The organism is Brevibacterium sp. R8603A2 (assembly GCF_023072605.1).
GTDB lineage: Bacteria > Actinomycetota > Actinomycetes > Actinomycetales > Brevibacteriaceae > Brevibacterium > Brevibacterium pityocampae.
Genome location: NZ_JALLGN010000001.1, coordinates 399339 through 421331 on the forward strand (window position 1 = coordinate 399339; position 21993 = coordinate 421331).

The following is a 21993-nucleotide window of genomic DNA, read 5'->3' on the forward strand; positions in this document are numbered from 1 at the left end:
CCCACAGTTCCGTCCGGGCCGGGCACGCGCACCCGGCTCCCACCTCTGCAACGGGGTGCGCCGGGGCGGGCAGTCACGACTTGGTCACGAAGGCTCGACACCACCCGCATGACCTGGGCATGCGCCCCTCATCTCGCTACCTTGGATGACACCGCGACCGCTCTGCGGAGGCGCGGACGGGGTCTGCCCGCGCAGGCCGCACGGAACACACACCATGCTGACGTGAGATGAATCGATAGGGGCGGACGCCATGTGGGACTACCTTGTGGACCGACTGCCCCAGATCCTGTTCGCCGGCTGGCAGCACTTCAGCCTCGTCGTCCAGTGCCTCATCCTCGCCACCGCGCTCTCGATCGTCCTCGCCGCGCTCGTCTACCGCTCCGGCGCCTGGACCTCGGTCGCGAACTCCGTGACCGCGATCGGCCTGACCATCCCGTCCTTCGCGCTCATCGGCCTCCTCATCGCCCCGGTGGGCTACGGCGTGACCCCGGCGGTCATCGTCGTCACCTTCTTCGCCACCCTGCCGATCCTCCGCAACGCCGTGGTCGGCCTGTCCTCCGTGCCGGCCGCCACCGTGGAATCGGCACGCGGCATCGGGATGAGCCGGATGCGCACCCTGCTCACCGTCGAGCTCCCCATGGCCTGGCCGGTGATCCTCGCCGGGATCCGCGTCTCCGCCCAGATGGTCATGGGCATCGCAGCCGTCGCCGCCTATGCGCTCGGCCCCGGCCTGGGCGGGCTGATCTTCTCCGGCCTGTCCCGCCTGGGCGGCGCGAACTCGCTCGAGTCCGTGGTCGTCGGCGTCATCGGCATCATCATCCTCGCGCTCCTGCTCGACCTCATCCTCGTCGGCATCGGCCGGCTGACCACCCCGAAAGGTATCCGTGCCTGAGAATCCCACCGGTCCCGCCGCGCCCCAGGACCGCACCCCGCAGACCACCGGCTCGAGCGCAGGAGCCGCCACCGCACCGACCGGCGCCCAACCGACCGACACCCAGCCGACCGGTGCTGACATGAGCAGCAACGGCGCTCCTGCCGACACTGGCTCGCAGGGCGCCTCGATCCTCCTGCGCGAGATCACCAAGACCTACCCCGGACAGAAGAAGCCGGCCGTCGGCGGACTCACCATGGAGATCCCCGCCGGCAGCACCGTCATGCTCGTCGGACCGTCCGGCTGCGGCAAGACGACGACGCTCAAGATGATCAATCGCCTCATCGAACCCACTGACGGCAGCATCATCTTGGGCGACGAGGACATCACCACGATGGACGCGGACAAGCTGCGCCGCCGGATCGGCTACGTCATCCAGGCCGGCGGACTGTTCCCGCACATGACGGTCGCGGCGAACATCGGGATCGTGCCGAAGATGCTCGGCTGGGACAAGCAGCGCATCGCCGACCGCGTCGACGAGCTCCTCGACCTCGTGTCGCTCGACCCCGGCACCTACCGCGGTCGCTACCCCAAGGAGCTCTCCGGCGGCCAGCAGCAGCGCATCGGCGTGGCCCGCGCGCTCGCCGCGGACCCGCCCGTGCTCCTCATGGACGAGCCGTTCGGCGCGGTCGACCCGATCACCCGTCAGCGCCTCCAGGACGAGCTCATCAGCATCCAGGCCGAGCTCAAGAAGACGATCGTGTGCGTCACCCACGACTTCGACGAAGCGGTCAAGCTCGGCGACTGGATCGCGATCTTCGCCGAGGGCGGCCGACTCGTCCAGTACGACTCCCCGGAGCAGATCCTCAAGCACCCGGCGAACGACTTCGTCGAGAACTTCATCGGCTCCGGCGCCGGCCTCAAGCAGCTCACGCTCAGCCGGGTCGCCGACGCCGAGGTGCGCGAGGCCCTGACCTCGCCCGTCGACGCCGGACCCGCCGCCGCGCTCGAGGCGCTCCGCACCGCACAGGCCGCCGGCACCGCCCCGGCCGGCACCGAGGACTCCATCGTCGTCCTCGACTCCCGGCAGCGGCCGGTGCACTGGTTCTCCGCCCGCCAGCTCGAGCGCCTCTCCGCCTTCCCCGACCGCCCCGACGAGGATCTCCCCGTCGTCGGCGAGCGCGCCTCCCTCAACGACGCACTCGACACCATGCTCGTGTCCTCGACGAGCAACGCGATCGTCACCGGGGGCCGTGACCGGTTCCTCGGCGTGATCGGCGTCGAGACCGTGATGGACGCGATCACCTCCGCGCGTTCGGCGGGCGCGGAACAAGCCCCGCCCTCCCCGCTCGGGGAGAACACCGGCCCGGTCGAGGTGACATCGCCATGAGCGAGAGCACCGACACCCGCGCCCCGCAGTCCGGCACCGAACAGTCCCGCAGCGACCGCCGCACCACCGACCCGGCGGTGCCGACCGCCGGGACCCGGGATGCCGCACGCGCCCAGGAGCGGCGCACGCTCGTGCTCCAGATCCTCGTCATCGGGGCCGTGTTCGCCGCGGTCGCGATCTGGCTGGCGACCGCGGACCTCTCGGAGACCGAGCTCGGCACGCTCAACGCCGCCACCCTGTGGGGCTACACCGTCGAGCACCTCGCGCTCACCGCGGTCTCCGCGGTCATCGTGCTCGCGATCGCGATCCCCGCCGGCGTCCTCCTCACCCGCCGGCCGCTGCGGTTCCTCACCGCCCCGGTGATGACCGTGGCGAACATCGGTCAGGCCGCACCTGCGATCGGCCTCATCGTGCTCCTCGCGTTCTGGCTCGGGTTCGGGTTCTGGGCGGCGGTCGTCTCGCTCGTCCTCTACGCCGTCCTCCCCGTGCTGCGCAACACCATGGTCGGCCTCACCCAGGTCGACGACAGTCTCATCGAGGCCGGCCGCGGGATGGGGATGAGCTCCGCCGCAGTGCTGTTCCGCGTCGAGCTGCCGCTCGCCGTGCCGCTCATGCTCGCCGGCATCCGCACCGCCCTCGTCCTGCTCGTCGGCACCGCCACCCTCGCCACCTTCATCAACGGCGGCGGGCTCGGCGTGCTCATCACCACCGGCGTCAACCTCAACCTCACGACGGTGCTCGTCACCGGTTCGCTCCTCGTCGCGCTCCTCGCCCTCGTCGTCGACTGGCTGGGCCGCGTCGTCGAGTACTTCGCCCGCCCGAAAGGACTGTGATGGAGAAGCGCACACGGAATCCCCGCACCCGGTTCGGCATCGCCGCACTCCTGTCCGCCGCGACCTTGGCCGTCACCGGGTGCGGGCTCGAGCCGGCCGCCTCGTTCGTCCCGGCCGTCGGGCCCGGGGAGATCACCGAGGTGCCGGGCGCGGCGGATGCCGACCCCATCACCGTGACCTCGAAGCAGTTCACCGAGCAGCTCATCCTCGGCAAGATCGCCGTCCTCGCCGCCGAGGCGGCCGGCTACGAGGTCGTCGACCTCACCAACGTACCCGGCTCCCAGCCGTCGCGGGAGCTCATCGTGTCCGGTGGAGCCGACGTCGGCTACGAGTACACCGGCACCGCATGGCTGACCTACCTGGGGCAGGAGGAGAGCATCCCCGACACCCAGGAGATGTGGGAGGCCGTGGCCGCGGAGGATGCGGAGAACGGGGTGGTGTGGGGCGAGCCGATGCCGCTCAACAACACCTACGCCTTCGCCGTGCGGCCCGAGGCGGCCGCGGAGTTCGGCGACATGACCACCCTGTCGGAGATCGGCGAGGTGCCCGTGGAGGAGCGCACCTTCTGCGTGGACGCCGAGTTCAACTCCCGTGTCGACGGGATGAACCCGATGCTCGATCTCTACGAGCTGCCGCGCGGCGACGCCGAGGGCGTGCCCGACGACCAGATCGGCATCTACGACATCGGTGCGATCTACTCCGCGACCGCGGCCGGCGACTGCAACTTCGGCGAGGTCTTCACCACCGACGGGCGGATCGACGCGCTCGACCTCGTGGTCCTCGAGGACGACCGCCAGTTCTTCCCCGCCTACAACGCCGCCCCGACCTTCCACGCGGAGTCGCTGTCGAACCACGAGGAGTACAAGGATGTCCTCGACTCGTTCGGCGGGCGGCTGACGAACGAGGTCATGCGCCAGCTCAACCTGCGCGTCGACGTCGAGGGCGAGGAGCCCGCCGACGTCGCCTTCAACTGGATGGTCTCCGAGGGGCTCGTCACCGACCCCAACGCCTGACCGGTGGCAGTCCGGCCGGCCCGCACCTCAGCCCCGGGCCCGCACCTCGGCGGCGGCCCGGTCGGACTGTGGTGGTTCCGTGCGAGTGTGGTGGCATCAACGGCGCTACTCTCTCTCGAAAGTCCTACAGTCGCGGCGATCACGCGGCTGCCGAGGTGCGCGCGAACGTGAGCGTGGTCACAACGAAACGGACACGATTCGCCCCGGGACGGCGTCAGCACACCCCGGTCGCAGCCGTCCCGGAGTAGCTTGTCCTCCATACCGGCCCCCGCGGCCAGTCCACGGCCGCCCGGCCGCCCGACCCACCGAGGAGACATTGTGAAACGACGTCTGACGACCGCTCTCGCCCTGCCCGCCGCCCTGCTCATCGCCCTGTCCGCCTGCGGCGGCGGAGGCGAATCCGAACCCGCAGCCACCGGCGAGGGCGGCGTGCCGCTGCTCGAGGAGGGCAAGCTCAAGGTCTGCACCCACCTGTCCTACCAGCCGTTCCAGTTCGAGCGCGACGGCGACGTCGTCGGCTTCGACGTCGACCTCGTCGACCTCGTGGCCGAGGAGCTCGGCGTCGAGCAGGAGATCGTCAACACCCCGTTCGAGACCATCACCACCGGTGCGGCGTTCAACACCGGCGAGTGCGACCTCGCCGCCGCGGGCATGACGATCACCCCGGAGCGCGAAGAGGTCATCGAGTTCTCCGAGGGCTACTTCGACGCCAACCAGGCCGTGCTGTCCAAGGCCGACTCCGGGATCTCCGACGAGGCCGGGCTCGCGGGCAAGAGCATCGCCGCGCAGACCGGCACCACCGGCCTGCAGTACGCCGAGGAGAACCTCGGCGACGCGGAGGTCATCACCTACGAGGACCTGCCGCTGTCCCTCCAGGCGCTGCAGAACGGCGAGGTCGAGGCCGTCATCAACGACAACGGCGTGCTCTACGACTTCGCCAAGGAGAACACCGACTACGCCGTCGGCTTCGACATCCAGACCGGCGAGCAGTACGGCATCGCCGCGAAGAAGGGCAACACCGCCCTCATCGTGAAGGTCGACGAGGTCATCGGCGCGGCCCGCGAGGACGGCACGTACGACGGCATCTACGAGGAGTGGTTCGGCACCGCCCCGGCGAGCTGACCCGCAATCGTCATCGTCGGCGCCCCTTCCCCGTCCGGGCGCCGGCGATGACCCTACTCCCCCACGCCCACCCGTCCGGGACCACCCCTTCGACCGGCCCGTCGACCGGACCCGGAGCCCGCCACTCGCCCTCCGCACCGCGGGGGCCGTCGAGAGAGAAGACCGACCGTGACCCAGGACAGCTCCCCGGCAGCGGGGACCCGCACCTCGGACCCGAGCACCCGTCCCGCCTCCGACCCCGCACCGCCCCCGCACGTCAAGCCGGGGATGAGCAAGCGCAAGAAGGCGAAGATCTCCCGCGGCATCCAGTACGCGATCCTCCTCATCGCGCTCGCACTCGTCGTCATCGCCGCCGACTGGGGCCGGCTCGCGGAGACCTTCCTCAACGTCGACGTGGCCCTGGGCATGTTCCCCGAGGTCATCACCGTCGCGCTGAAGAACACCCTGCTGTTCACGCTGCTCGGCTTCGTGCTCGGTCTGGCGCTGGCGATCGTGCTCGCGCTCATGCGGCTGTCCTCGGTGGGGCCCTACCGCTGGATCTCCGCGATCTACATCGAGTTCTTCCGCGGCCTGCCCGCCCTGGTCGTGTTCCTCGTCATGGGCTTCGGGCTGCCGGTCGCGTTCCCGGGGATGGGGCTGAGCAAGCTCGTCGTCATCATGATCGCGCTCGGCCTGGTGTCGAGCGCCTACATGGCGGAGACGATCCGTGCCGGCATCCAGGCCGTCCCGAAGGGCCAGGTCGAGGCCGCCCGCTCGCTCGGCATGTCGTCCTCGCGGGCGATGATCACCATCGTGCTGCCGCAGGCGTTCCGCATCATCCTGCCGCCGCTGACGAACGAGCTCATCCTGCTGACCAAGGACTCCTCGCTCGCCTACATCCTTGGCTCCGCGGTGGGCGGGCGCGAGCTCGCCGCCCTCGCCCGGGCCGAGATCGTCAACTCCGCCAGCCTCACCCCGTTCATCGTGATCGCGCTGTGCTACCTCGTCATCACCATCCCGCTGTCCTACCTCTCCCGGGTGCTCGAACGGAAGTTCGGCGACGTCGGGACCAAGAGCTGAGACGGAGAGGAATCCTCATGAGCACCCCCACCGGAGACACCCCGCACCCGCCGGTCGCCTGCGAGACCGATCCCGCCGCCGAGGCGCCCGCCCGGCACCGCGTCGACCGCACCGGGGAGCCGATCGTCCGCATCACCAAGCTCGCGAAGTCGTTCGGCGACAACGAGGTGCTCACCGACATCAACGGCGCAGTCCACCGCGGCGAGGTCGTGTGCATCATCGGCCCGTCCGGCAGCGGCAAGTCGACGCTGCTGCGGTGCATCAACCTGCTCGAGGTGCCGACCTCCGGGGAGATCGTCGTCGACGGCCAGTCGATGACGGACCCGGACATCGACATCGACGCCGCCCGCACCCGGATCGGGATGGTGTTCCAGAGCTTCAACCTGTTCTCCCACCTCAGCGTCCGGGAGAACCTCACGGTCCCCCAGCGCAAGGTGCTCAAGCGCTCGAAGGCCGAGGCCGACCGCGTCGCCGAGCACAACCTCGAGCGGGTGGGGCTGAGCGACAAGATCGACGCCTCGCCGGCCTCCCTGTCCGGCGGCCAGCAGCAGCGCGCGGCGATCGCCCGCGCTCTGTCCATGGACCCCGACGTCATGCTCTTCGACGAGCCCACCTCTGCGCTCGACCCGGAGCTCGTCGGCGACGTCCTCAACGTCATGCGCTCGCTCGCCGACGAGGGCATGACGATGATCGTCGTCACCCACGAGATGGCGTTCGCCCGCGACGTCGCCGACCGCGTCGTGTTCATGGCCGACGGCATCGTCGTCGAGGAGGGCCCCGCCGCCCAGGTGATCGGCGACCCGCAGCAGGAGCGCACTCGGGAGTTCCTCCACCGGGTGCTCCACCCGACCGGCTGAGCACATCCGGCAGGATTCCTTGTGACGTGCCGCAGTATGCTGGGAAGCAGGAACCACGGTCGCAGCCGCCGCTGCCACCGCCACCACGAGGGGAGCACATGATGTCGAAGGACAAGCAGACGAAGAACGACCCGGTCGAGACGAGCGGGAACACGGGTCTCGATTCGCTCAACGACGCGGCCAAGGAGGTGCTCGGCCCGTCGGACCGGACCGAGGACAACCGCGGCGGCTACGTCGAGGCGAACCCGGACCCGCGCGCGGTCGCGGCGGCCCACGGCGACCGCCTCATCACCGATGCCGACGGCAACACCGTCATCACCGAGGATCCCGCCTCGCCGAACCACCCCGATTCGCCGACCCGCTGATCGGCAGCACGGGCCCGGGCACGCACGTCTACCTCGATATCGACGGCGTGCTCGTCACCGAGCCCTCGCCGCCGTTCCCGCGTGACTTCACCACCCGCGACGTCCGGGTCGCCGACGGGCGATTCGTGCCCGTCGCGTACTCCGCGTCGATCATCGCCGGCCTCGCGGAGATCCTCGGTGCACCCGGAGTGACGGTGGCGACCGTGTCCTCCTGGGAGCACGACGCCCCGTACCTGTTCCGCGTGCTCGGTCTGCCCGAATACCCGTGGCTCGAGGTCATGGGGCGCGGTCCGACGATCTTCCACGGCAAGGAGCGGGCGGTCCTCGCCGACCTCGCCGCGCAGGCGCAGCGGTCCGGGCAGCCGCTGGGCCGGGTGCTGTGGATCGACGACCACCTGCCGCCGGCCGAGGCGGACCGGGCTGCGCTCGCCGCCTCGCTCCCGGCCGCGGACGCCCTACTCATCCGCACCTCGGCGCGGGAATGCCTGACCGCGGCGCACCTCGACGAGATCGCGGAGTTCGTGAACCGCTGAGGCGGGCCCAGCGGTGCACGCCGCGAGTCGCCGAGGTCTCTTCCTGTGACACGCCTCACTCCGTGACCGGGTCCGTGGTTAGAGTGGTGCCATGAGCGACGAAGCCGCATCCACCACCCCTTCCTCCCCGCAGTCCGCGCCCGGGAGCCCGCGCACCGGACCGTGCTCGGCCGGCCACCTCATCGTCCGGCAGCTCGAGCGCCACGGCGTCGACCGGATCTACTGCGTGCCCGGGGAGTCCTACCTCGACGTGCTCGACGGCCTCCACGACTCCCCGATCCGCACCGTCGTGTGCCGGCAGGAGGGCGGCGCCGGCTACATGGCCGTCGCCGAGGGCCGCCTCACCGGCCGACCCGGCATCGCCATGGTGACCCGCGGGCCGGGCGCCTCGAACGTCATGATCGCAGTCCACAACGCCTACCAGGACGCCACCCCGCTCGTCGTGTTCGTCGGCCTCATCCCCACCGAGGTGCGCGGGCGCGAGGCGTTCCAGGAGTTCGACCTCGGCGGCTGGTTCGGGTCGACGGCGAAGAAGGTGCTCGTCCTCGACGACCCCGCCTCCGCCGCCCGGATCGTCGCCGACGCCATGCACACCGCGGTCTCCGGCCGCCCCGGCCCGGTCATCGTCGGGCTGCCGGAGGAGACCCAGCTCGCCCGGACCGACGGGGCCACCGTGCCCCCGCGGCCGGTCGCCGAGCCCGGACCGGCGGCCGCCGACCTCGAGCTCCTTGACTCCGCGATCGCCCGTGCGCGGCGGCCCGTGCTCGTCACCGGCGGGGAGATGTGGGATGCGGAGACCTCGGCGGCCGTGGCCGCGTGGGCGGCCGGGCGCGGCGTAGGGATCTTCGCCGACTTCCGCGCCTACGACGGCATCGATCACGCCCACCCGCACTACCTCGGGGCGCTCGGCATCGGATCCGCCCCGGTGAGCCGCGAGGCGTTCGCCGCCGCGGACCTGCAGATCTTCCTCGGGTGCGCGCGCACCGACATCATGACGAACTCCTACGAGCTCGGCTGCGATCCGGAGACGACGATCGTCATCAACCGCGACCCCACCACGCACGGCCACTTCGGGCCGCTCGACCACCTCGTCGTGTCGACGACGCGCGCTTTCGGTGCCGCCGTCGCCGGGCTCGAGCCGGTGGTCGCGGAGACGCCGGGCTGGGTCACCGAGGCGCGCGAGGCGTTCCTCGACTGGCGCGAGCCCCGGCCGCCGGCCGATGCCGCGGGCGGGGCGGGCAACTCGCGCAACACGGGCAACTCGGATGCGGCGGGCGCCTCGGGCGGGGCGGGCGGTGCCCCGGAGTACGTCGACATGGACCTCGCGTTCGCAGCGATCCGCGAGCAGCTGCCCGACGACGCGATCATCGCCTACGGGGCGGGGAACCACACCGGCTGGGCGGCGCGGTTCCTGCCGGTCCACGGCTTCCCCTCCGTGCTCGGCCCGCGCAACGGCTCGATGGGCTTCGGGGTGCCGGCGGCCGTCGCCGCCGCCCTCGTCCACCCCGAGCGCACCGTGTTCTCGATCGCCGGCGACGGCTGCTTCATGATGAACGGCCAGGAGTTCTCCACCGCGATGAATGAGGGCGCGAACCTCACCATCGTCATCAACGACAACTCCCGCTACGGCACGATCGTCGCCCACCAGGAGCGGGAGTACCCCGGCCGGCCCTCGGGCACGAACCTCGGCAATCCGGACTTCGGCGCCTGGGCCCGCTCCTTCGGCGGCTTCGGGGTGCAGGTGACGCGCACCGAGGACTTCGCCGCGGCCTTCGCCCAGGCGCTCGCCCACCCCGGCCCGGCGATCGTGCACGCGCTCACCGACCCGGACATCCGCACCAGCCGGCCCTGAAAGGAGCCCCACCGCTCATGGAGATCGACCTGCTGCTGCGCAACGCCGCCGCCGTGACCTTCGACGGCGCCCGCCCGACCGCGTCGACGATCGGCATCCACCAGGGCCGGCTCCTCGGCTTCGAGGAGGAGCTCGAGGGCCTCACCGCACGGCGCACCGTCGACCTCGACGGTGCCGCGGTGCTGCCGGGATTCAACGACGTCCACTGCCACACGACGTGGTTCGGGCTCACGCTCGCCTCGATCGACGTGGAGAAGCTGCCCGGCGGCCTGCCCGAGGTGTACCGCACCCTCGAGGACGCCGTCGCCGGGATCCCCGCCGGGGAGTGGATCAACGCCACCGGCTACTCCCACCAGGACTATGACGGCGCATACCCCGACATCGCAGTGCTCGACCGGATCGCCGGCGACCGGCCGCTGTTCATGCGGCAGGTCAGCGGCCACGCCGCGATCGTCAACACCCGCGCCCTCGAGCTTGCCGGGGTGTTCGAGCCCGGGTTCACCGAGCCGGTGGGCGGGAAGATCGTGCGCGACGCCGAGGGCCGACCCACCGGGCTCGTCGAGGAGACCGCGCAGACGCTCGTCCAGGACCTCATCCGGCCGTACTCGGCCGAGGCGATCGTCCACGCCCTCGACCTCGCCACCGCGCACTACGCGCGGGAGGGGATCACGAACTTCGGGGAGGCCGGGATCGCCGCCGGATGGATCGGCCACTCCCCCATCGAGGTCACCGCCTACCTCCGGGCGCGAGCGGAGGGGCGGCTGCGCGCACGCGCCCAGCTCATGCCCTCGATCAGCGCCCTCCACCCGATGGCCGCGCACGCCGCGGACGACATCGGGCTCGGTCTCGACCTCGGCATGCTCTCCGGGTTCGGCGACGACATGATCAGCCTGGGCCCGGTGAAGATCTTCATGGACGGTGCGATGTCCGGCGAGACCGCCGCGCTCACCGAGAACTACGAGGGCCGCGATCACCCCGGGTACCTCCAGGAGGACCCGGCCGAGCTGCGCCGCCTCACCCTCGATGCCTACCGCTCCGGGTGGTCGCTCGCCGTCCACGCGATCGGCGACCTCGCCGTCGACCAGGCGGTCGCGAACATCACCGAGGCCGTCGACCGGTACGGACGGCGCCGGATCCCCAACCGGATCGAGCACGCCGGGATGGTGCGGGACGAGCACGTGCCGGTGCTCGCGGAGTACGGCATCGCGGTGACCCCGCAGGGCGCGTTCGCCGACGGGATCGGGGACGGGATGAACGCCTCGGTCGGCCCGCAGCGCGCCCACCTGCTCTATCGCGCGGCCTCGCTCGTGGCGGCCGGGGTCCTGGTGCCGGGCAGCTCGGACCGGCCGTGCGCGGACGGCAACGCGCTGCGCGGCATCCAGTCCTTCGTCGACCGCCGCACCCGCTCCGGCGCGGTGTTCGGCGCCGAATCCGAATGCCTGACCCCGGAGCAGGCGGTGCGCGCCTACACCGAGGTGGCCGCTCGCGCCTCGGGCCAGGAGGAGTCCAAGGGGACGCTGAGCACGGGGAAGCTCGCCGACCTCGTCGTGCTCGGGGCCTCGCCGCTCGAGGTCGATCCGACGACGATCAAGGACATCCCGGTGCGCGCCACGCTGCTCGGCGGCGAGTTCACCCACTCCACCCTCTGACCCCAGACTGCAATTCTCGACGGTTCCTGAGAGCGTTTCCGCAGATCATCGCAATCTCGATCGCCGTCTCGCACGCCGACGGCCCACTCACCACCCACCCCGACACCCGAGGAGAGACATGACGGACCCCGCCTACTCGCAGCTCACCACCGAACAGCTCGACGCCGAGGTGCTCGCCGACTTCCGGGAGCTCTCACGGTTCGGAGAGACACCCCGCGGCGGCGTCGACCGTGAGGCGATGACCGCCCCCGACGTGGAGCAGCGCGGCTGGCTCACCGCCTGGCTCACCGAGCGCGGGTTCCGCGTCGAGTGCGACCGGGTCGGCAACCAATTCGGCCTGTACACGTGGACACCCGGCGCACCGTACGTGCTGCTCGGCTCCCACCTCGATTCCCAGCCGCTCGGCGGAAAGTTCGACGGCGCCTACGGGGTGCTCGCCGCTGCGCAGGCCGCCTGGCGCCTGGTGCGCCGCTTCGAGGAGTCCGGGCACACGCCGCGGCACAACATCGCCGTCGTCAACTGGTTCAACGAGGAGGGCTCCCGGTTCCAGCCCTCGATGATGGGCTCGAGCGTCTACACCGGGAAGATGGACGCCGACGCCGCGCTCAAGACCGTCGACCTCACCGGGGTGAGTGTCGCCGAGGCGCTCGAAGCCGGTGGGGCGCTCGGCACCGGTGACGGCCCGGAGGCCGCCGCCTATGCGGAGATCCACATCGAGCAGGGCCGCCACCTCGACGAAGAGGGGGTGACGATCGGCCTCGTCGAGGCGACATGGGCCGCGCAGAAGTACCACCTCATCGTCACCGGCGACCAGTCGCACACCGGGTCCACGGTGATCTCCGACCGGCACGATGCGCTGCTCGGCGCCTCCCACCTCGTCGTCGCGGCCCGCGAGATCGCCGACCGGTTCGGTCCCGACATGCACACCTCGGTCGGGCAGATGGTCATCGAGCCGAACTCCCCGGTCGTCGTCGCGCGCGAGGTGCGCCTCCACCTCGACATGCGCTCCCCCGACGAATCGCTCGTCGCGCAGGCCGATGCGCTGCTCCACGAGCGGATCGCGGAGATCGAGGAGCTCGCGAGCGTCCGGATCGAGAAGGACACCGCGCATTCCTGGGGGCTGCTCCCTTACGATCCGCGCGGCGTCGAGCTGTCCCGTGAGGTCGCCGAGGAGCTCGGGCTCAGCCACCGGGACATCATGACGATCGCCGGCCACGACTCGACGAACGTCAAGGACGTCGTGCCCTCGGTCATGCTGTTCGTGCCGAGCGTCGACGGGGTGTCCCACAACGAGGGCGAGTACACGACGGACGCGGACCTGTGCGCCGGGGTCGACCTGTTCACCGGGGTGGCCGCGCGGCTCGTCGGGGGCGCACTCGACTGACAGCCTCGGCTGACGCGCAGTGAGGACAGCACGGGAGGCGGTCGGGTCGGTCGCGGGAGGCGGTCGGTCACGGGAGGCGGCCGGCCGCCGAAGAAGACCGTTGAGAGTGCAAATTCTCGCGGATTCGCTCACAGGAACCGCCGGAAATTGCGATCTGCTCAGGTGTAGTGCGCCTCGGAGAGGACCTGCTCGAACACGTCGAGCCCGGCGTTGAGCTCGTCGGCGGAGATGTTGAGCGGCGGGACCACGTGGAGCCGGTGGAAGTTGTTGAACGGCAGCACGCCGCCGGCCTTGAGCTTCCCGACGATCTCCGCGACCTCCGGCGAGCTCCCGCCGTAGGGCGCCAGCGGCTCCCGGGTCTCCTTGTCGCGCACGAGCTCGAGCGCCCAGAACATCCCCACGCCGCGGGTCTCGCCGACGTTGGGGTACTTCTCGGAGAACTCCTGCAGCCGCGGTCCCAGGATCTCCGCACCGAGCTTGGCGGCGTTGTCGATCATGTTCTCCTCGTGCATCGCGGTGATCGTCGCGACGGCGGCCGCGCACGCGAGCGGGTGGCCGGAGTAGGTGAGGCCGCCGGGGTAGGCGCGCTCGGCGAAGGTGGCGTAGATGTCGTCGCTCATGATGACGCCGCCGAGCGGCACGTAGCCGGAGTTGACGCCCTTGGCGAAGGTGATGATGTCGGGCACGATGTCGAAGTGCTCGATGGCGAACCACTTCCCGGCCCGGCCGAACCCGGCCATGACCTCGTCCGCGATGAGCATGAGGCCGTACTCGTCGCACAGCCGCCGCACGCCCTGCATGTACTCCGGGCTGGGGATCATGATGCCGGCGGTGCCGGGGATCGACTCGAGGACGATCGCGGCGATGGTCTGCGGACCCTCGAGCTGGATGGTCCGCTCGAGGTGGCGCAGCGCCCGCTCGGTCTCCTCCGCCTCGGTCGTGGCATCGAATTCGCTGCGGTAGAGGAACGGTCCAAAGAAGTGGACGACCCCGGAGTCGCCGCGGTCGTTGGCGAAGCGACGCGGGTCGCCGGTGATGTTGATCGCGGTCTGGGTGCCGCCGTGGTAGCTGCGATACCGGGCGAGCACCTTGTGCTTGCCGGTGTGCAGGCGCGCCATGCGCACCGCGTGCTCGTTGGCGTCCGCACCGCCGTTGGTGAAGAACACGTGATCGAGGCCGGCCGGCGTGAGCTCGGTGATGAGACGGGCGGCCTCGGAACGGGCGGCGTTGCCGTGGGCGGGGTTGATCGTGCAGATGAGGTCGGCCTGATCCTTGATCGCCTGGACGACGGCCGGGTGCTGGTGGCCGATGTTCGTGTTGACGAGCTGCGAGGAGAAGTCGAGGAACCGCGTGCCCTCGCCGTCGAACACGTAGGGGCCCTGCGCCCGGGAGATCACCATCGGCGAGATCTGCGCCTGCGCCGACCACGAATGGAACACGTGCGCGCGGTCGAGCTCGTACGTGCGCTCGGCCTCGCTGCGGATGGCTGCGAGCTCTGCCTCGGTGAAATCGGACATGGACACCCCTTCTCGGCGTGGCGGGTGCGGACCGCAGTCCGCGGGCCGGCGGCTTCGTCCCCTCATCGTAGGCCACCGCCGAGGCGTGGGCGCGGTTTCGGCCGCGTCATCCCGCGGGTCGGGACAGGTCGGCGTGCACCGGGCCGGGGCGTCGCCGGGACCGGTGCTCCCTGTCGTGTTCCGACTGCCGACAGGCCCCGGCGGGGCCGCCCGATACAGTGGCCGGCATGGGCTACGAGGAGCCGGTGGGCGAGAACACCGCGGAGATCGAGATCAAACGGTCCCGCTTCATCGCCCGCGTCGCGCATGCCGCGACCGAGGAGGCCGCCCGGGCGATCGTCGAGGAGCAGCGCGCGGCGCATCCGAAGGCCCGGCACCACTGCACCGCGTTCGTCCTCGGACCGGACGGGCGGACCCAGCGGTCCTCCGACGACGGAGAGCCGGCCGGCACCGCGGGCGCCCCGATCCTCGAGGTCGTCACCGGGCACGGGCTCACCAATGTCGTCGCCGTCGTCACCCGCTACTTCGGCGGGACGAAGCTCGGGGCGGGCGGGCTCGTGCGCGCCTACGGCGCCGCCGCATCCGAGGCGCTCTGGGAGCTCGAGACCGTGCGCCGGAACCTCGTCGTCCCGGTGACCGCGGAGCTCGACTACGCCCACGCCGCACAGGCACAGCGCCTGGCCGAGCAGGCCGGGTGGACGGTGGCCGACAGCACGTGGGCGGAGACCGTCACCCATCGCTTCGCGGTGCCGGCCGGAGAGGTGGACGCCTGTCTGGCGATGCTCGCCGATGTCACCGCCGGGACGTGCGCACCGGAGGTGGGCGAGGCGGAGTACCTGTAGGAGAGCCCGATGCGTCCGAACGCGGGCCCGTGACTTCGACGTCGCTCAGTAGATCCCGTTGCCGGTGGAGAGGTCGCCGACGACGGCGGAGTCGATCGGTGCACTCGCCGGTCCGGCCTGCCGATTGCCGTACCCGGTGAGAGGCAGAGAACTCGTGGGCCCGCTGATCCCGGTGACGACGACCTTGTTGGTGATGCGGCCGTTCGACGTGAGTCCGTCGCGCCAGTAGAACGCGACATCGGGGTAAGCGGTGTCCCCCGGGTTGGAGGTCGACAGACTCGGGATCCGCGTTCCGGCGGGGATCACCCAGGAGAATCTCGTCGTCCGTGTCGTCGGATCGTAAGCGAGTTTCGTCACTGTGCCGTCGGAACTGCTTGCGGTGAAGCTGCGTTCATCGACGGTCCGCGTATTGAGTCCGACGACCTGGAAGTACACCGTCATCGATGCCGGAAGCGTGAATGCCGAGGTCCCCGGCTGCATCCCGAGGTTGAGGTACGACTGCTGCACGAAGCCGTCGGAGCCCGCGAGCGCCTGATTGAACAGCACCGAGAACCCCCGCGTGCTCATCGCGAGCGCCGGAGTGGCCGTGACGACCACGAGGGCAGGGGCTGTCCAGGCGGTGGCGGTGATGAAGCGTCGACGGGAACTGTAGGTCGCCACTATCGCATCCTGTCCGCAGCCGCAAAGTTACTCGACAGTATAGGCGCGTCTGCTCGAGCTCTGTCAACCGATTCGATGCAGGGTTCCCTGCCGGGATCGGCGATCAGTCGAGGTTGGCGATCTTCCCGATGCGCGCGTTCGTGAGCATGACGAGGTCGTCGGGCCGGATCTCGATCTCCATGCCGCGGCGACCGGCGGAGACGAACACGGTGCTGAAGTCCTGGGCGGTGCGGTCGAGGACGACCGGGGAGGCATTGCGCTGGCCGAACGGGCTGACCCCGCCGGCGACGTAGCCGGTGCGTCGCTCGGTCTCAGCGATCCCCGCGAGGTGAGCCTTCTTGCCGCCGAGGACCCCGGCGAGCGCCTTGAGGTCGAGCTGGCCGGAGACGGGGACGAGCGCGATGACGGGCTCGGCGTCGACGAGGATCATCAGGGTCTTGAAGACGCGCGCGGAGTCGGTGCCGAGCTGTTCGACCGCTTCCGGGCCGTAGCGCCGGACCGCTGGGTCGTGGTCGAACTCGTGGACCGAGTACTCCACCCCGGCCAGGTTGAGCACGCGCAGTGCCGGTGTCGCTGAGCTGTGAATGCGGGCCGCAATCGACATGTGTGGCTGTAGCCTCCTGCTCGTCTTCATGCTGTCGAAGCATCCGGACCACGCAGTCCGGTCGAACGAGAGTGGTCTGAATACCCCCGCCACTCTAGGTGATGGTTCAGCGTGTGAGCCAATCCACGACTCAGCCCCAGCCGAGCTCGTGCAGCCGGTCGTCGTCGATCCCGTAGTGGTGGGCGATCTCATGGACGATGGTGATCCGGATCTCCGCCCGCAGATGCTCCTCGTCGCGCGCGAAGTCGATGAGCGGGTTCTTGAACAGGACGATGGTGTCCGGGGGCACGAACCCCCAGGAGCCGTCGCGCTCGGTGAGCGGGATCCCGTCGTACACCCCGAGCAGGTCCGGGGTCTCCGGGGGCGGCTCGTCCTCGACGAACAGCGCCACGTTGTCCATGAAGTCCTCGACGCCCGGCGGCAGGTCCGCCATCGCGGCGTCGACGAGGGCGTCGAACCGCGCATCGTCGATCTTCTCCATGCCCCCAGTCTACGAACGCCGGCCGGCGTGCCCCTTCGCCCCGGTGGGCCGTGATGCACCTCACGCCCCGGGGAGCCGTTCCGGTTTTGCAAAGCGTCGCGGCTCTGGGGTAGGCTGACTGAGGTTCAAACGCCGTGAGAACGGTGAGGCAACTGGGCCCCCATCGTCTAGTGGCCTAGGACACCGCCCTTTCACGGCGGCGACACGGGTTCGAATCCCGTTGGGGGTACGTGTACGATGAGCGGATCCCCGCAGCACGACACAAATGAATATGGCCCTGTGGCGCAGTTGGTTAGCGCGCCGCCCTGTCACGGCGGAGGTCGCGGGTTCGAGTCCCGTCAGGGTCGCGGAGCAATGAAGGCTCTTCTGTTTCAGAAGGGCCTTCGTTCTTCCGTGCGGTACGATGGACCGCACTCGGCTCTGTAGCTCAGTTGGTAGAGCGTTCGACTGAAAATCGAAAGGTCACCGGATCGACGCCGGTCGGAGCCACAGCAGTGAAACAGCAGAATCCCGCGGATCCGTTCTCAGGAACCGCGGGATCTCGCTATTCATACACCCTCAGGACGGCTGCGTCGGCTCGCCCGCGCGCGGGTGCCCGTCTGCGGTCCGGCCCTCGCCGGAGAGGCGCGGCTCCGTCCGCAGCTCCGGCTTCATCCCGGCCTTGTCGGCGTAGAAGGCGCGGATCCGATCCATGTCGGCGGCCATGTTCCCGGTGAGTCGGATCGTCGGCCCCAGCCCGGTGGTGCGGGAGCGTACATCGATGAACCCGAGCGTCACCGGCAGTCCGGTCGCCATCGCGATCCGGTAGAAGCCGCTGCGCCAGCCGTCGCCGGAGCGTGTGCCCTCGGGCGTGACGACGAGCGAGAAGTCCGGTTCGGTGCGCGCTCGCTCGATCACCGCGTCGACGAGCCCGGCCGGGTTCGACCGGTCCACGGGGACACCGCCGAGCATCCGCATGAGCGGGCCGCCGACGCCGCGGAAGAGCTCCTGCTTGCCGAGCCAGCGCACCCGCAGACGTGCGTCCCAGGCGATCGCGAGCATGTGGACGAAGTCCCAGTTCGAGGTGTGCGGGGCGCCCAGCAGGATCCGCGACCCGGTCACCGGCGGATCCTCGCGCACCAGGCGGTAGGAGGTCGCGCGCCACCAGCAGCGGGCGAGAACGCCGCGCAGCGGCATCCGGGGGAGGCGGGCGGAGGCGCCCTCACTGTTCGTCACGAGTCCAAGGCTATCCGGTCCGCCGCCGCCTGGAATCACCGCGGTGAGAGTGCAGAATCATGCGGATCCGCTCTCAGGAACCGCAGGAAATTGCCGTTCGGGTGACGCGAGCTGCTGGAGCAGTGCAGGTGCGCTCAGCCGACCGGGTCCTCCGGCAGCGGGGTCTCCGTGAGCAGGGTGTCGGATTCGTCGGCGGCCCGCTGCGGATCCTTGAGCGGGTCCTCCGCGTCGAGCAGCTCGGGCTCGTCGGATCCGCCGGCCGCCGGCTGGCCGTCGCGGCCGTCGAGGGGCTCGGGCGAGTCCGCGTCACCGGGCTGGGCGAGCAGGTCGTCCTCGGCCTCGGGGACCACTGCGTCGAGCGGCTCGGTGGGCAGTGCGGGGTCGTTCGGGGTCGTCGCGCCGTCCGTCATCGTGTGTCCTTCCTCGTGCGGTCAGGTGCGTGCTCCAGCCTAGACCCGCGGCGCGCAGGCCGGAACCGGGCCGGGCGCCTCGCCTGCGGTGGCCGAAGGCATGCGCGGAGGTGGACGAGTGTCTGGTCTGTGGTGGCCGGGCGCCTCGCCGGCGCTACCGCTGCCGATCCTCCGACCACCGGTACGAACCGTCGTCCAGGCGGTGGACGAGCACCGGGATCTCGGGGTCGAGCACGAGCCGGTAGCCGCCGGCCCGCGCCTGCTGGTCCGCCGCACGGCGGGCATCCCGGTCCGGCAGCTGCACGCCGGTGCTGCGATCCATGGGCAGGCGGCGCACGATCCGGTCGCGCACCCGCTTGGGCAGCACCGGAGGGCTCTTCCAGTCCATCGTGCGCCGGACGGTCTGCCCGTCCTCGGTGAACCGGAGCGTCAGATGGATCCCCCGCGGGTCCTCGTCGTTCCATGTGTGGGCGTAGCGCTTCCAGTTGTGGAGGATCAGTGCGGACTCGATGACGCCGGGCGTCGTCTGCTGCACCCGCGACATCGGCACGCTGCGGCGGCGCATGACGGTGACGAAGCCGAATCCGACGACGATGAGCATGATGACGATGATGACGGGTATGAAGACGCCGAATCCCCCTGCGGTGCTCGTCATCGCACACCTCCGCACGCCACTTGGACGACCCGCATCACGAGTGCGCCTTCTCAGCGAACACCCAGCGCTCGGCAGCATGGACCACTCCGAGGCCGAGGGCGGCGACCACGAGGGTGCTCACGGTCCCCAGCGCGATCTCACCGACCGAATGGCCGTCGGGGATGTCGTGGACTCCGACGAAGTACGCTTCCATCGCCACAGGGACGATGAACGCCGCGAGCAGGTGACGCACCCAGCCACCCTTCCCCTTCCACAGATGGACGGCGGATGACACGACCGCAGCCGCGAACGGGCAGAGGAGGAAGACGTCGTAGAGGCGGTAGGGCAGGATGAAGGTCAGTGCGAGATTGAGCAGCAGGTAGACGGCCGCGCCGGCGGTCCAGGCCCGGATGAGATCACTCATCGCCACGTCTCCCCTCGTCCTGCGGATCGAGCTCGAGCGTTCTCTCGACATCGCGGATGAGGTCGGGGTCCAGCACATCGGATTCACCGACGAGTTCCACCCCGGATACCTGACCGGTGTCCGGATTCGACATGAACCACCAGCGGCCCGTCATCGCGGTCCCCGTGGTGGACGAATAGGTGAACTCAGTCTTGAACGCGGATCGCGCGCCCTCGATCTCGGTCTCCTCGCGCACGTCGGCATGGAAGTCCTTCCCGTATCGCTGCCCCATCTCGGCATCGGCGAAGAGAGTCGATTCCGCATTCACCGGATGGGGCGAGGAACCGTACATCGGCGCGACGCGGAGTCGAGCCCTGGTCTCTCCCTCAGCGCTGTCGTCCAGACCGAACTGCCACGTGTCGTCGAGGGCATCGGCCGGCGATTCGGCCCAACCGTCCGGCACCGCCACTCGGACGTCCTCGAAGCGATGTTCGGTGAAGCCGGATGGGGTGCAGCCGGACAGCGCCAGGAGCACGACGGCCCCGAGCACCGCAGCTGCAGTGTGTAGGTGTCTCATGGGAGTCTCTCCTCACTCGGTGACGTCGGCGCGGACGGCGACGCCCCGGGCCGGAACCCGTCGCCGGGCCGGACCGGGGCGACCTCGCGCGTCACTGCAGGCACGCCTCATTCTGCACGACTTCCCGGTTCCCGGACGGATCCTTCGAGAGGTGGGTAGCTTCGATGAGATCGGCACCGCTGATCGACCTGTCGATGCTGAAGCCGAGCTTGTCGTTGCCGGACCCCTCACTCGCGCCGATCGACGAATCCGCACCGGTCTTCTGATAGGTGTTCGCCCCCAGCTGCCCTTCGTCGTAGGCGAGGTTCGAGAAGTCGGTGACCGTGTCGTTGAGCAGGTGATCGGGTGCGCCGTCGTGCATCATGTCGTAGAGGTTCGGGGCGATGAACCCGGACTGGGTGAAATCCGCCCACTGCTTCATCTTCGCTATCTGCTCCGGGGTCATCCCCTCAGTGTTGAGCGTCATCGTGGTCGTCGTGTATGTGCCGCCGTCGGCACCGATGCTCACGGTCTGACCATCGGCGAGCTTGATCTTCCCGTCGGGACCGACGTTGACCGCCCGCGTCTGGGTGATCCGGATCTCGTAGAGCTCACCGTTCTGGTAGGAGATGCCGACCCGGTCCTTCATGGACGCATCGTATCCGGCGCCGTAGGATCCCTTGTTCCCTTTCACCTCGGCGCTGGCCTCGGCGCGGGCGTTGCCACCGGCTTCGAGCTCGAACTCGTACGAGGTGACGACGCCGCCGTCCTTCGACGTGTCGTTGCGGACGGTGTAGGAGCCTCCGGCGTTCACGGCCGCTTGAGCACTCGCCTCTGCGGAGGGGATACCGGGAATGTCGAGTCCCTCGGGGCTGTCGGTGCCGAGAGGGTTGGAGGCCTCTGCCTCGGCCTCGACCTCGAGACTGCCAGTGGTGTAGGTGACATCCGGGTCCCGCGGCGGGGTCGGGTTGCCGGAGATGAAGCTCGCAGGCCCGCCGAGCCAGCCGCCCGAGGCCCGGTCGGCGATCTGCACGAGAGCGTAGTCCCGGATCTGCTGCTCGAGCGCTGCAGCGTCCTCGGAGTTCGGATCGACGATCCACGTGTCGCCGAGCGAGAGTCCGCCGTTGATCCCGGCAGACGCTTCGGCCCCTTCCGTGGGGGTGGACAGCTTGGCACCGACCTCGCCTTCGCCGACGAGCGTGTACTTGAGCGTGCCGTCGCTCATCTCCTCGATCTTGATCTGGTACCCGCCCTCGATCGTCACGAACTTGACGTCGAGCTTCGCGGAGCTGTTCTCGGTAGTGGTGGAGACGAGACACGTCGGAGGCATGTCGTTGGGGTTCTCGGACTGCTCCGGGACAGCTTCCGGGCCGTCGGATCCGCCGCAGTCCCCGGACCCCCCGTTCTCGGAGAAGATCCGGCACACGGCAGCCTCGAAGTCCTCCGTGACCTGCGGCTGCGTGGCGACCGGCACGACGATCAGAGTCCCGATGATCGCTGAGGCGACGAGAGCGGTCGCGAGGTATTCGACGCTCACCAGCCCGGTGTCGGACATCCGGGTCGTGCGCCGCTTCAAGGAGCGCAACACCCGTTCCCGGATGGTTGCGGGAACGGGCGGGGAATCCGGCGGATGGGGCATGGGGATGCGGGATCGAGGGGATGAGGAATACATGCCCTCAGGATACGCAGGCCCGTTCCGACGGAGGAGAGCACCGAATCCCACTCATGGACCCAAGCACCCTG

23 protein-coding genes and 3 tRNA genes are annotated in these 21993 nt (G+C 69.9%); 16 read left to right on the plus strand and 10 right to left on the minus strand.

Going from position 1 to position 21993, the window contains the following annotated elements:
- The first annotated feature begins 250 nt into the window (after positions 1-250).
- The 12 genes from MTQ12_RS01810 (at position 251) to MTQ12_RS01865 (ending at position 12928) form a co-directional block, all read left to right on the plus strand.
- Positions 251-892, plus strand: a complete 642-nt coding sequence (locus MTQ12_RS01810) for an ABC transporter permease (protein ID WP_137318838.1) — start codon at positions 251-253, stop codon at positions 890-892.
- Positions 893-1013: 121 nt separating this feature from the next.
- On the plus strand, positions 1014-2261 hold the full coding sequence (locus tag MTQ12_RS01815) for an ABC transporter ATP-binding protein (protein ID WP_247423649.1): 1248 nt from the start codon (positions 1014-1016) through the stop codon (positions 2259-2261).
- On the plus strand, positions 2258-3094 hold the full coding sequence (locus MTQ12_RS01820) for an ABC transporter permease (protein WP_137318837.1): 837 nt from the start codon (positions 2258-2260) through the stop codon (positions 3092-3094). The genes MTQ12_RS01815 and MTQ12_RS01820 overlap by 4 nt, the downstream gene beginning before the upstream one ends.
- Positions 3094-4107 (plus strand): glycine betaine ABC transporter substrate-binding protein, encoded by a 1014-nt coding sequence (locus MTQ12_RS01825; protein ID WP_247423476.1) that lies wholly within the window; start codon positions 3094-3096, stop codon positions 4105-4107. Before MTQ12_RS01820 ends, MTQ12_RS01825 begins: the two co-directional genes overlap by 1 nt.
- 318 nt (positions 4108-4425) lie before the next feature.
- Positions 4426-5229, plus strand: a complete 804-nt coding sequence (locus MTQ12_RS01830) for a transporter substrate-binding domain-containing protein (RefSeq protein WP_247423478.1) — start codon at positions 4426-4428, stop codon at positions 5227-5229.
- A 267-nt stretch (positions 5230-5496) separates the two neighbouring features.
- Complete coding sequence (locus MTQ12_RS01835) at positions 5497-6288, plus strand: amino acid ABC transporter permease (RefSeq protein ID WP_247423651.1); 792 nt, start codon at positions 5497-5499, stop codon at positions 6286-6288.
- Positions 6289-6305: 17 nt separating this feature from the next.
- Complete coding sequence (locus tag MTQ12_RS01840) at positions 6306-7145, plus strand: amino acid ABC transporter ATP-binding protein (RefSeq protein ID WP_282599074.1); 840 nt, start codon at positions 6306-6308, stop codon at positions 7143-7145.
- A gap of 98 nt (positions 7146-7243) precedes the next feature.
- Positions 7244-7510 carry a hypothetical protein gene (locus tag MTQ12_RS01845; RefSeq protein WP_137318833.1) on the plus strand — a complete coding sequence of 89 codons (267 nt, stop codon included), beginning with the start codon at positions 7244-7246 and terminating at the stop codon, positions 7508-7510.
- Between the two features lie 38 nt (positions 7511-7548).
- Positions 7549-8043, plus strand: a complete 495-nt coding sequence (locus MTQ12_RS01850) for an HAD domain-containing protein (RefSeq protein WP_348983835.1) — start codon at positions 7549-7551, stop codon at positions 8041-8043.
- A 91-nt stretch (positions 8044-8134) separates the two neighbouring features.
- Positions 8135-9895, plus strand: a complete 1761-nt coding sequence (locus MTQ12_RS01855; RefSeq protein WP_247423482.1) for a thiamine pyrophosphate-dependent enzyme — start codon at positions 8135-8137, stop codon at positions 9893-9895.
- A 17-nt stretch (positions 9896-9912) separates the two neighbouring features.
- Positions 9913-11544 carry an amidohydrolase gene (locus MTQ12_RS01860; protein WP_247423485.1) on the plus strand — a complete coding sequence of 544 codons (1632 nt, stop codon included), beginning with the start codon at positions 9913-9915 and terminating at the stop codon, positions 11542-11544.
- Positions 11545-11662: 118 nt separating this feature from the next.
- Positions 11663-12928: a M20 family metallo-hydrolase gene (locus MTQ12_RS01865; protein WP_247423487.1), complete on the plus strand. Its 1266-nt coding sequence runs from the start codon at positions 11663-11665 to the stop codon at positions 12926-12928.
- 158 nt (positions 12929-13086) lie between these two features.
- On the opposite strand, the gene MTQ12_RS01870 is transcribed toward MTQ12_RS01865, so the two are convergent.
- Positions 13087-14445, minus strand: coding sequence for an aspartate aminotransferase family protein (locus MTQ12_RS01870; protein ID WP_247423488.1), 1359 nt, complete (start codon positions 14443-14445; stop codon positions 13087-13089).
- Positions 14446-14672: 227 nt separating this feature from the next.
- On the opposite strand from MTQ12_RS01870, the gene MTQ12_RS01875 reads away from it, so the two are divergent.
- Positions 14673-15287, plus strand: coding sequence for a YigZ family protein (locus MTQ12_RS01875; protein WP_137318827.1), 615 nt, complete (start codon positions 14673-14675; stop codon positions 15285-15287).
- A gap of 45 nt (positions 15288-15332) precedes the next feature.
- Here the strand turns inward: MTQ12_RS01875 and MTQ12_RS01880 are convergent, their stop codons facing one another.
- The 3 genes from MTQ12_RS01880 to MTQ12_RS01890 all read right to left on the minus strand — a co-directional run bounded on the left by MTQ12_RS01880 (position 15333) and on the right by MTQ12_RS01890 (position 17032).
- Positions 15333-15947, minus strand: a complete 615-nt coding sequence (locus MTQ12_RS01880; protein ID WP_137318826.1) for a hypothetical protein — start codon at positions 15945-15947, stop codon at positions 15333-15335.
- A gap of 103 nt (positions 15948-16050) precedes the next feature.
- Positions 16051-16551: a Cys-tRNA(Pro) deacylase gene (gene ybaK / locus MTQ12_RS01885; protein ID WP_247423490.1), complete on the minus strand. Its 501-nt coding sequence runs from the start codon at positions 16549-16551 to the stop codon at positions 16051-16053.
- A 130-nt stretch (positions 16552-16681) separates the two neighbouring features.
- On the minus strand, positions 16682-17032 hold the full coding sequence (locus MTQ12_RS01890; protein WP_247423492.1) for a metallopeptidase family protein: 351 nt from the start codon (positions 17030-17032) through the stop codon (positions 16682-16684).
- A 156-nt stretch (positions 17033-17188) separates the two neighbouring features.
- Between MTQ12_RS01890 and MTQ12_RS01895 the strand changes: the two genes are divergently transcribed.
- From MTQ12_RS01895 to MTQ12_RS01905, 3 genes are all read left to right on the plus strand, one after another.
- Positions 17189-17261 (plus strand) — tRNA-Glu (locus MTQ12_RS01895).
- A 44-nt stretch (positions 17262-17305) separates the two neighbouring features.
- Positions 17306-17379, plus strand: a tRNA-Asp gene (locus tag MTQ12_RS01900).
- A gap of 69 nt (positions 17380-17448) precedes the next feature.
- Positions 17449-17521 (plus strand) — tRNA-Phe (locus MTQ12_RS01905).
- 69 nt (positions 17522-17590) lie between these two features.
- Here MTQ12_RS01905 and MTQ12_RS01910 read toward each other — a convergent pair.
- The 6 genes from MTQ12_RS01910 to MTQ12_RS01935 all read right to left on the minus strand — a co-directional run bounded on the left by MTQ12_RS01910 (position 17591) and on the right by MTQ12_RS01935 (position 21787).
- Positions 17591-18208, minus strand: coding sequence for a 1-acyl-sn-glycerol-3-phosphate acyltransferase (locus tag MTQ12_RS01910; RefSeq protein WP_137320382.1), 618 nt, complete (start codon positions 18206-18208; stop codon positions 17591-17593).
- Positions 18209-18381: 173 nt separating this feature from the next.
- Positions 18382-18657 (minus strand): hypothetical protein, encoded by a 276-nt coding sequence (locus tag MTQ12_RS01915; RefSeq protein ID WP_137318823.1) that lies wholly within the window; start codon positions 18655-18657, stop codon positions 18382-18384.
- Between the two features lie 154 nt (positions 18658-18811).
- On the minus strand, positions 18812-19312 hold the full coding sequence (locus tag MTQ12_RS01920; protein WP_137318822.1) for a hypothetical protein: 501 nt from the start codon (positions 19310-19312) through the stop codon (positions 18812-18814).
- Positions 19313-19346: 34 nt separating this feature from the next.
- The gene (locus MTQ12_RS01925; protein WP_247423494.1) at positions 19347-19715 is read right to left on the minus strand and encodes a hypothetical protein; all 369 of its coding nucleotides are present in this window, start codon (positions 19713-19715) and stop codon (positions 19347-19349) included.
- Positions 19708-20244, minus strand: coding sequence for a hypothetical protein (locus MTQ12_RS01930; protein ID WP_137318820.1), 537 nt, complete (start codon positions 20242-20244; stop codon positions 19708-19710). Before MTQ12_RS01930 ends, MTQ12_RS01925 begins: the two co-directional genes overlap by 8 nt.
- A gap of 118 nt (positions 20245-20362) precedes the next feature.
- On the minus strand, positions 20363-21787 hold the full coding sequence (locus tag MTQ12_RS01935) for a hypothetical protein (RefSeq protein WP_247423496.1): 1425 nt from the start codon (positions 21785-21787) through the stop codon (positions 20363-20365).
- Positions 21788-21993: the final 206 nt, after the last annotated feature.

Excerpts from the sequence above, each read along its gene's own strand:
- MTQ12_RS01810 (WP_137318838.1), top strand. The coding sequence starts at position 251 with ATGTGGGACTACCTTGTGGACCGACTGCCCCAGATCCTGTTCGCCGGC.
- MTQ12_RS01815 (WP_247423649.1), top strand. The coding sequence starts at position 1,014 with ATGAGCAGCAACGGCGCTCCTGCCGACACTGGCTCGCAGGGCGCCTCG.
- MTQ12_RS01820 (WP_137318837.1), top strand. The coding sequence starts at position 2,258 with ATGAGCGAGAGCACCGACACCCGCGCCCCGCAGTCCGGCACCGAACAG.
- MTQ12_RS01825 (WP_247423476.1), top strand. The coding sequence starts at position 3,094 with ATGGAGAAGCGCACACGGAATCCCCGCACCCGGTTCGGCATCGCCGCA.
- MTQ12_RS01835 (WP_247423651.1), top strand. The coding sequence starts at position 5,497 with ATGAGCAAGCGCAAGAAGGCGAAGATCTCCCGCGGCATCCAGTACGCG.
- MTQ12_RS01840 (WP_282599074.1), top strand. The coding sequence starts at position 6,306 with ATGAGCACCCCCACCGGAGACACCCCGCACCCGCCGGTCGCCTGCGAG.
- MTQ12_RS01845 (WP_137318833.1), top strand. The coding sequence starts at position 7,244 with ATGATGTCGAAGGACAAGCAGACGAAGAACGACCCGGTCGAGACGAGC.
- MTQ12_RS01855 (WP_247423482.1), top strand. The coding sequence starts at position 8,135 with ATGAGCGACGAAGCCGCATCCACCACCCCTTCCTCCCCGCAGTCCGCG.
- MTQ12_RS01860 (WP_247423485.1), top strand. The coding sequence starts at position 9,913 with ATGGAGATCGACCTGCTGCTGCGCAACGCCGCCGCCGTGACCTTCGAC.
- MTQ12_RS01865 (WP_247423487.1), top strand. The coding sequence starts at position 11,663 with ATGACGGACCCCGCCTACTCGCAGCTCACCACCGAACAGCTCGACGCC.
- MTQ12_RS01870 (WP_247423488.1), bottom strand. The coding sequence starts at position 14,445 with ATGTCCGATTTCACCGAGGCAGAGCTCGCAGCCATCCGCAGCGAGGCC.
- MTQ12_RS01875 (WP_137318827.1), top strand. The coding sequence starts at position 14,673 with ATGGGCTACGAGGAGCCGGTGGGCGAGAACACCGCGGAGATCGAGATC.
- ybaK (WP_247423490.1), bottom strand. The coding sequence starts at position 16,551 with ATGTCGATTGCGGCCCGCATTCACAGCTCAGCGACACCGGCACTGCGC.
- MTQ12_RS01890 (WP_247423492.1), bottom strand. The coding sequence starts at position 17,032 with ATGGAGAAGATCGACGATGCGCGGTTCGACGCCCTCGTCGACGCCGCG.
- MTQ12_RS01910 (WP_137320382.1), bottom strand. The coding sequence starts at position 18,208 with ATGCCGCTGCGCGGCGTTCTCGCCCGCTGCTGGTGGCGCGCGACCTCC.
- MTQ12_RS01915 (WP_137318823.1), bottom strand. The coding sequence starts at position 18,657 with ATGACGGACGGCGCGACGACCCCGAACGACCCCGCACTGCCCACCGAG.
- MTQ12_RS01920 (WP_137318822.1), bottom strand. The coding sequence starts at position 19,312 with ATGACGAGCACCGCAGGGGGATTCGGCGTCTTCATACCCGTCATCATC.
- MTQ12_RS01925 (WP_247423494.1), bottom strand. The coding sequence starts at position 19,715 with ATGAGTGATCTCATCCGGGCCTGGACCGCCGGCGCGGCCGTCTACCTG.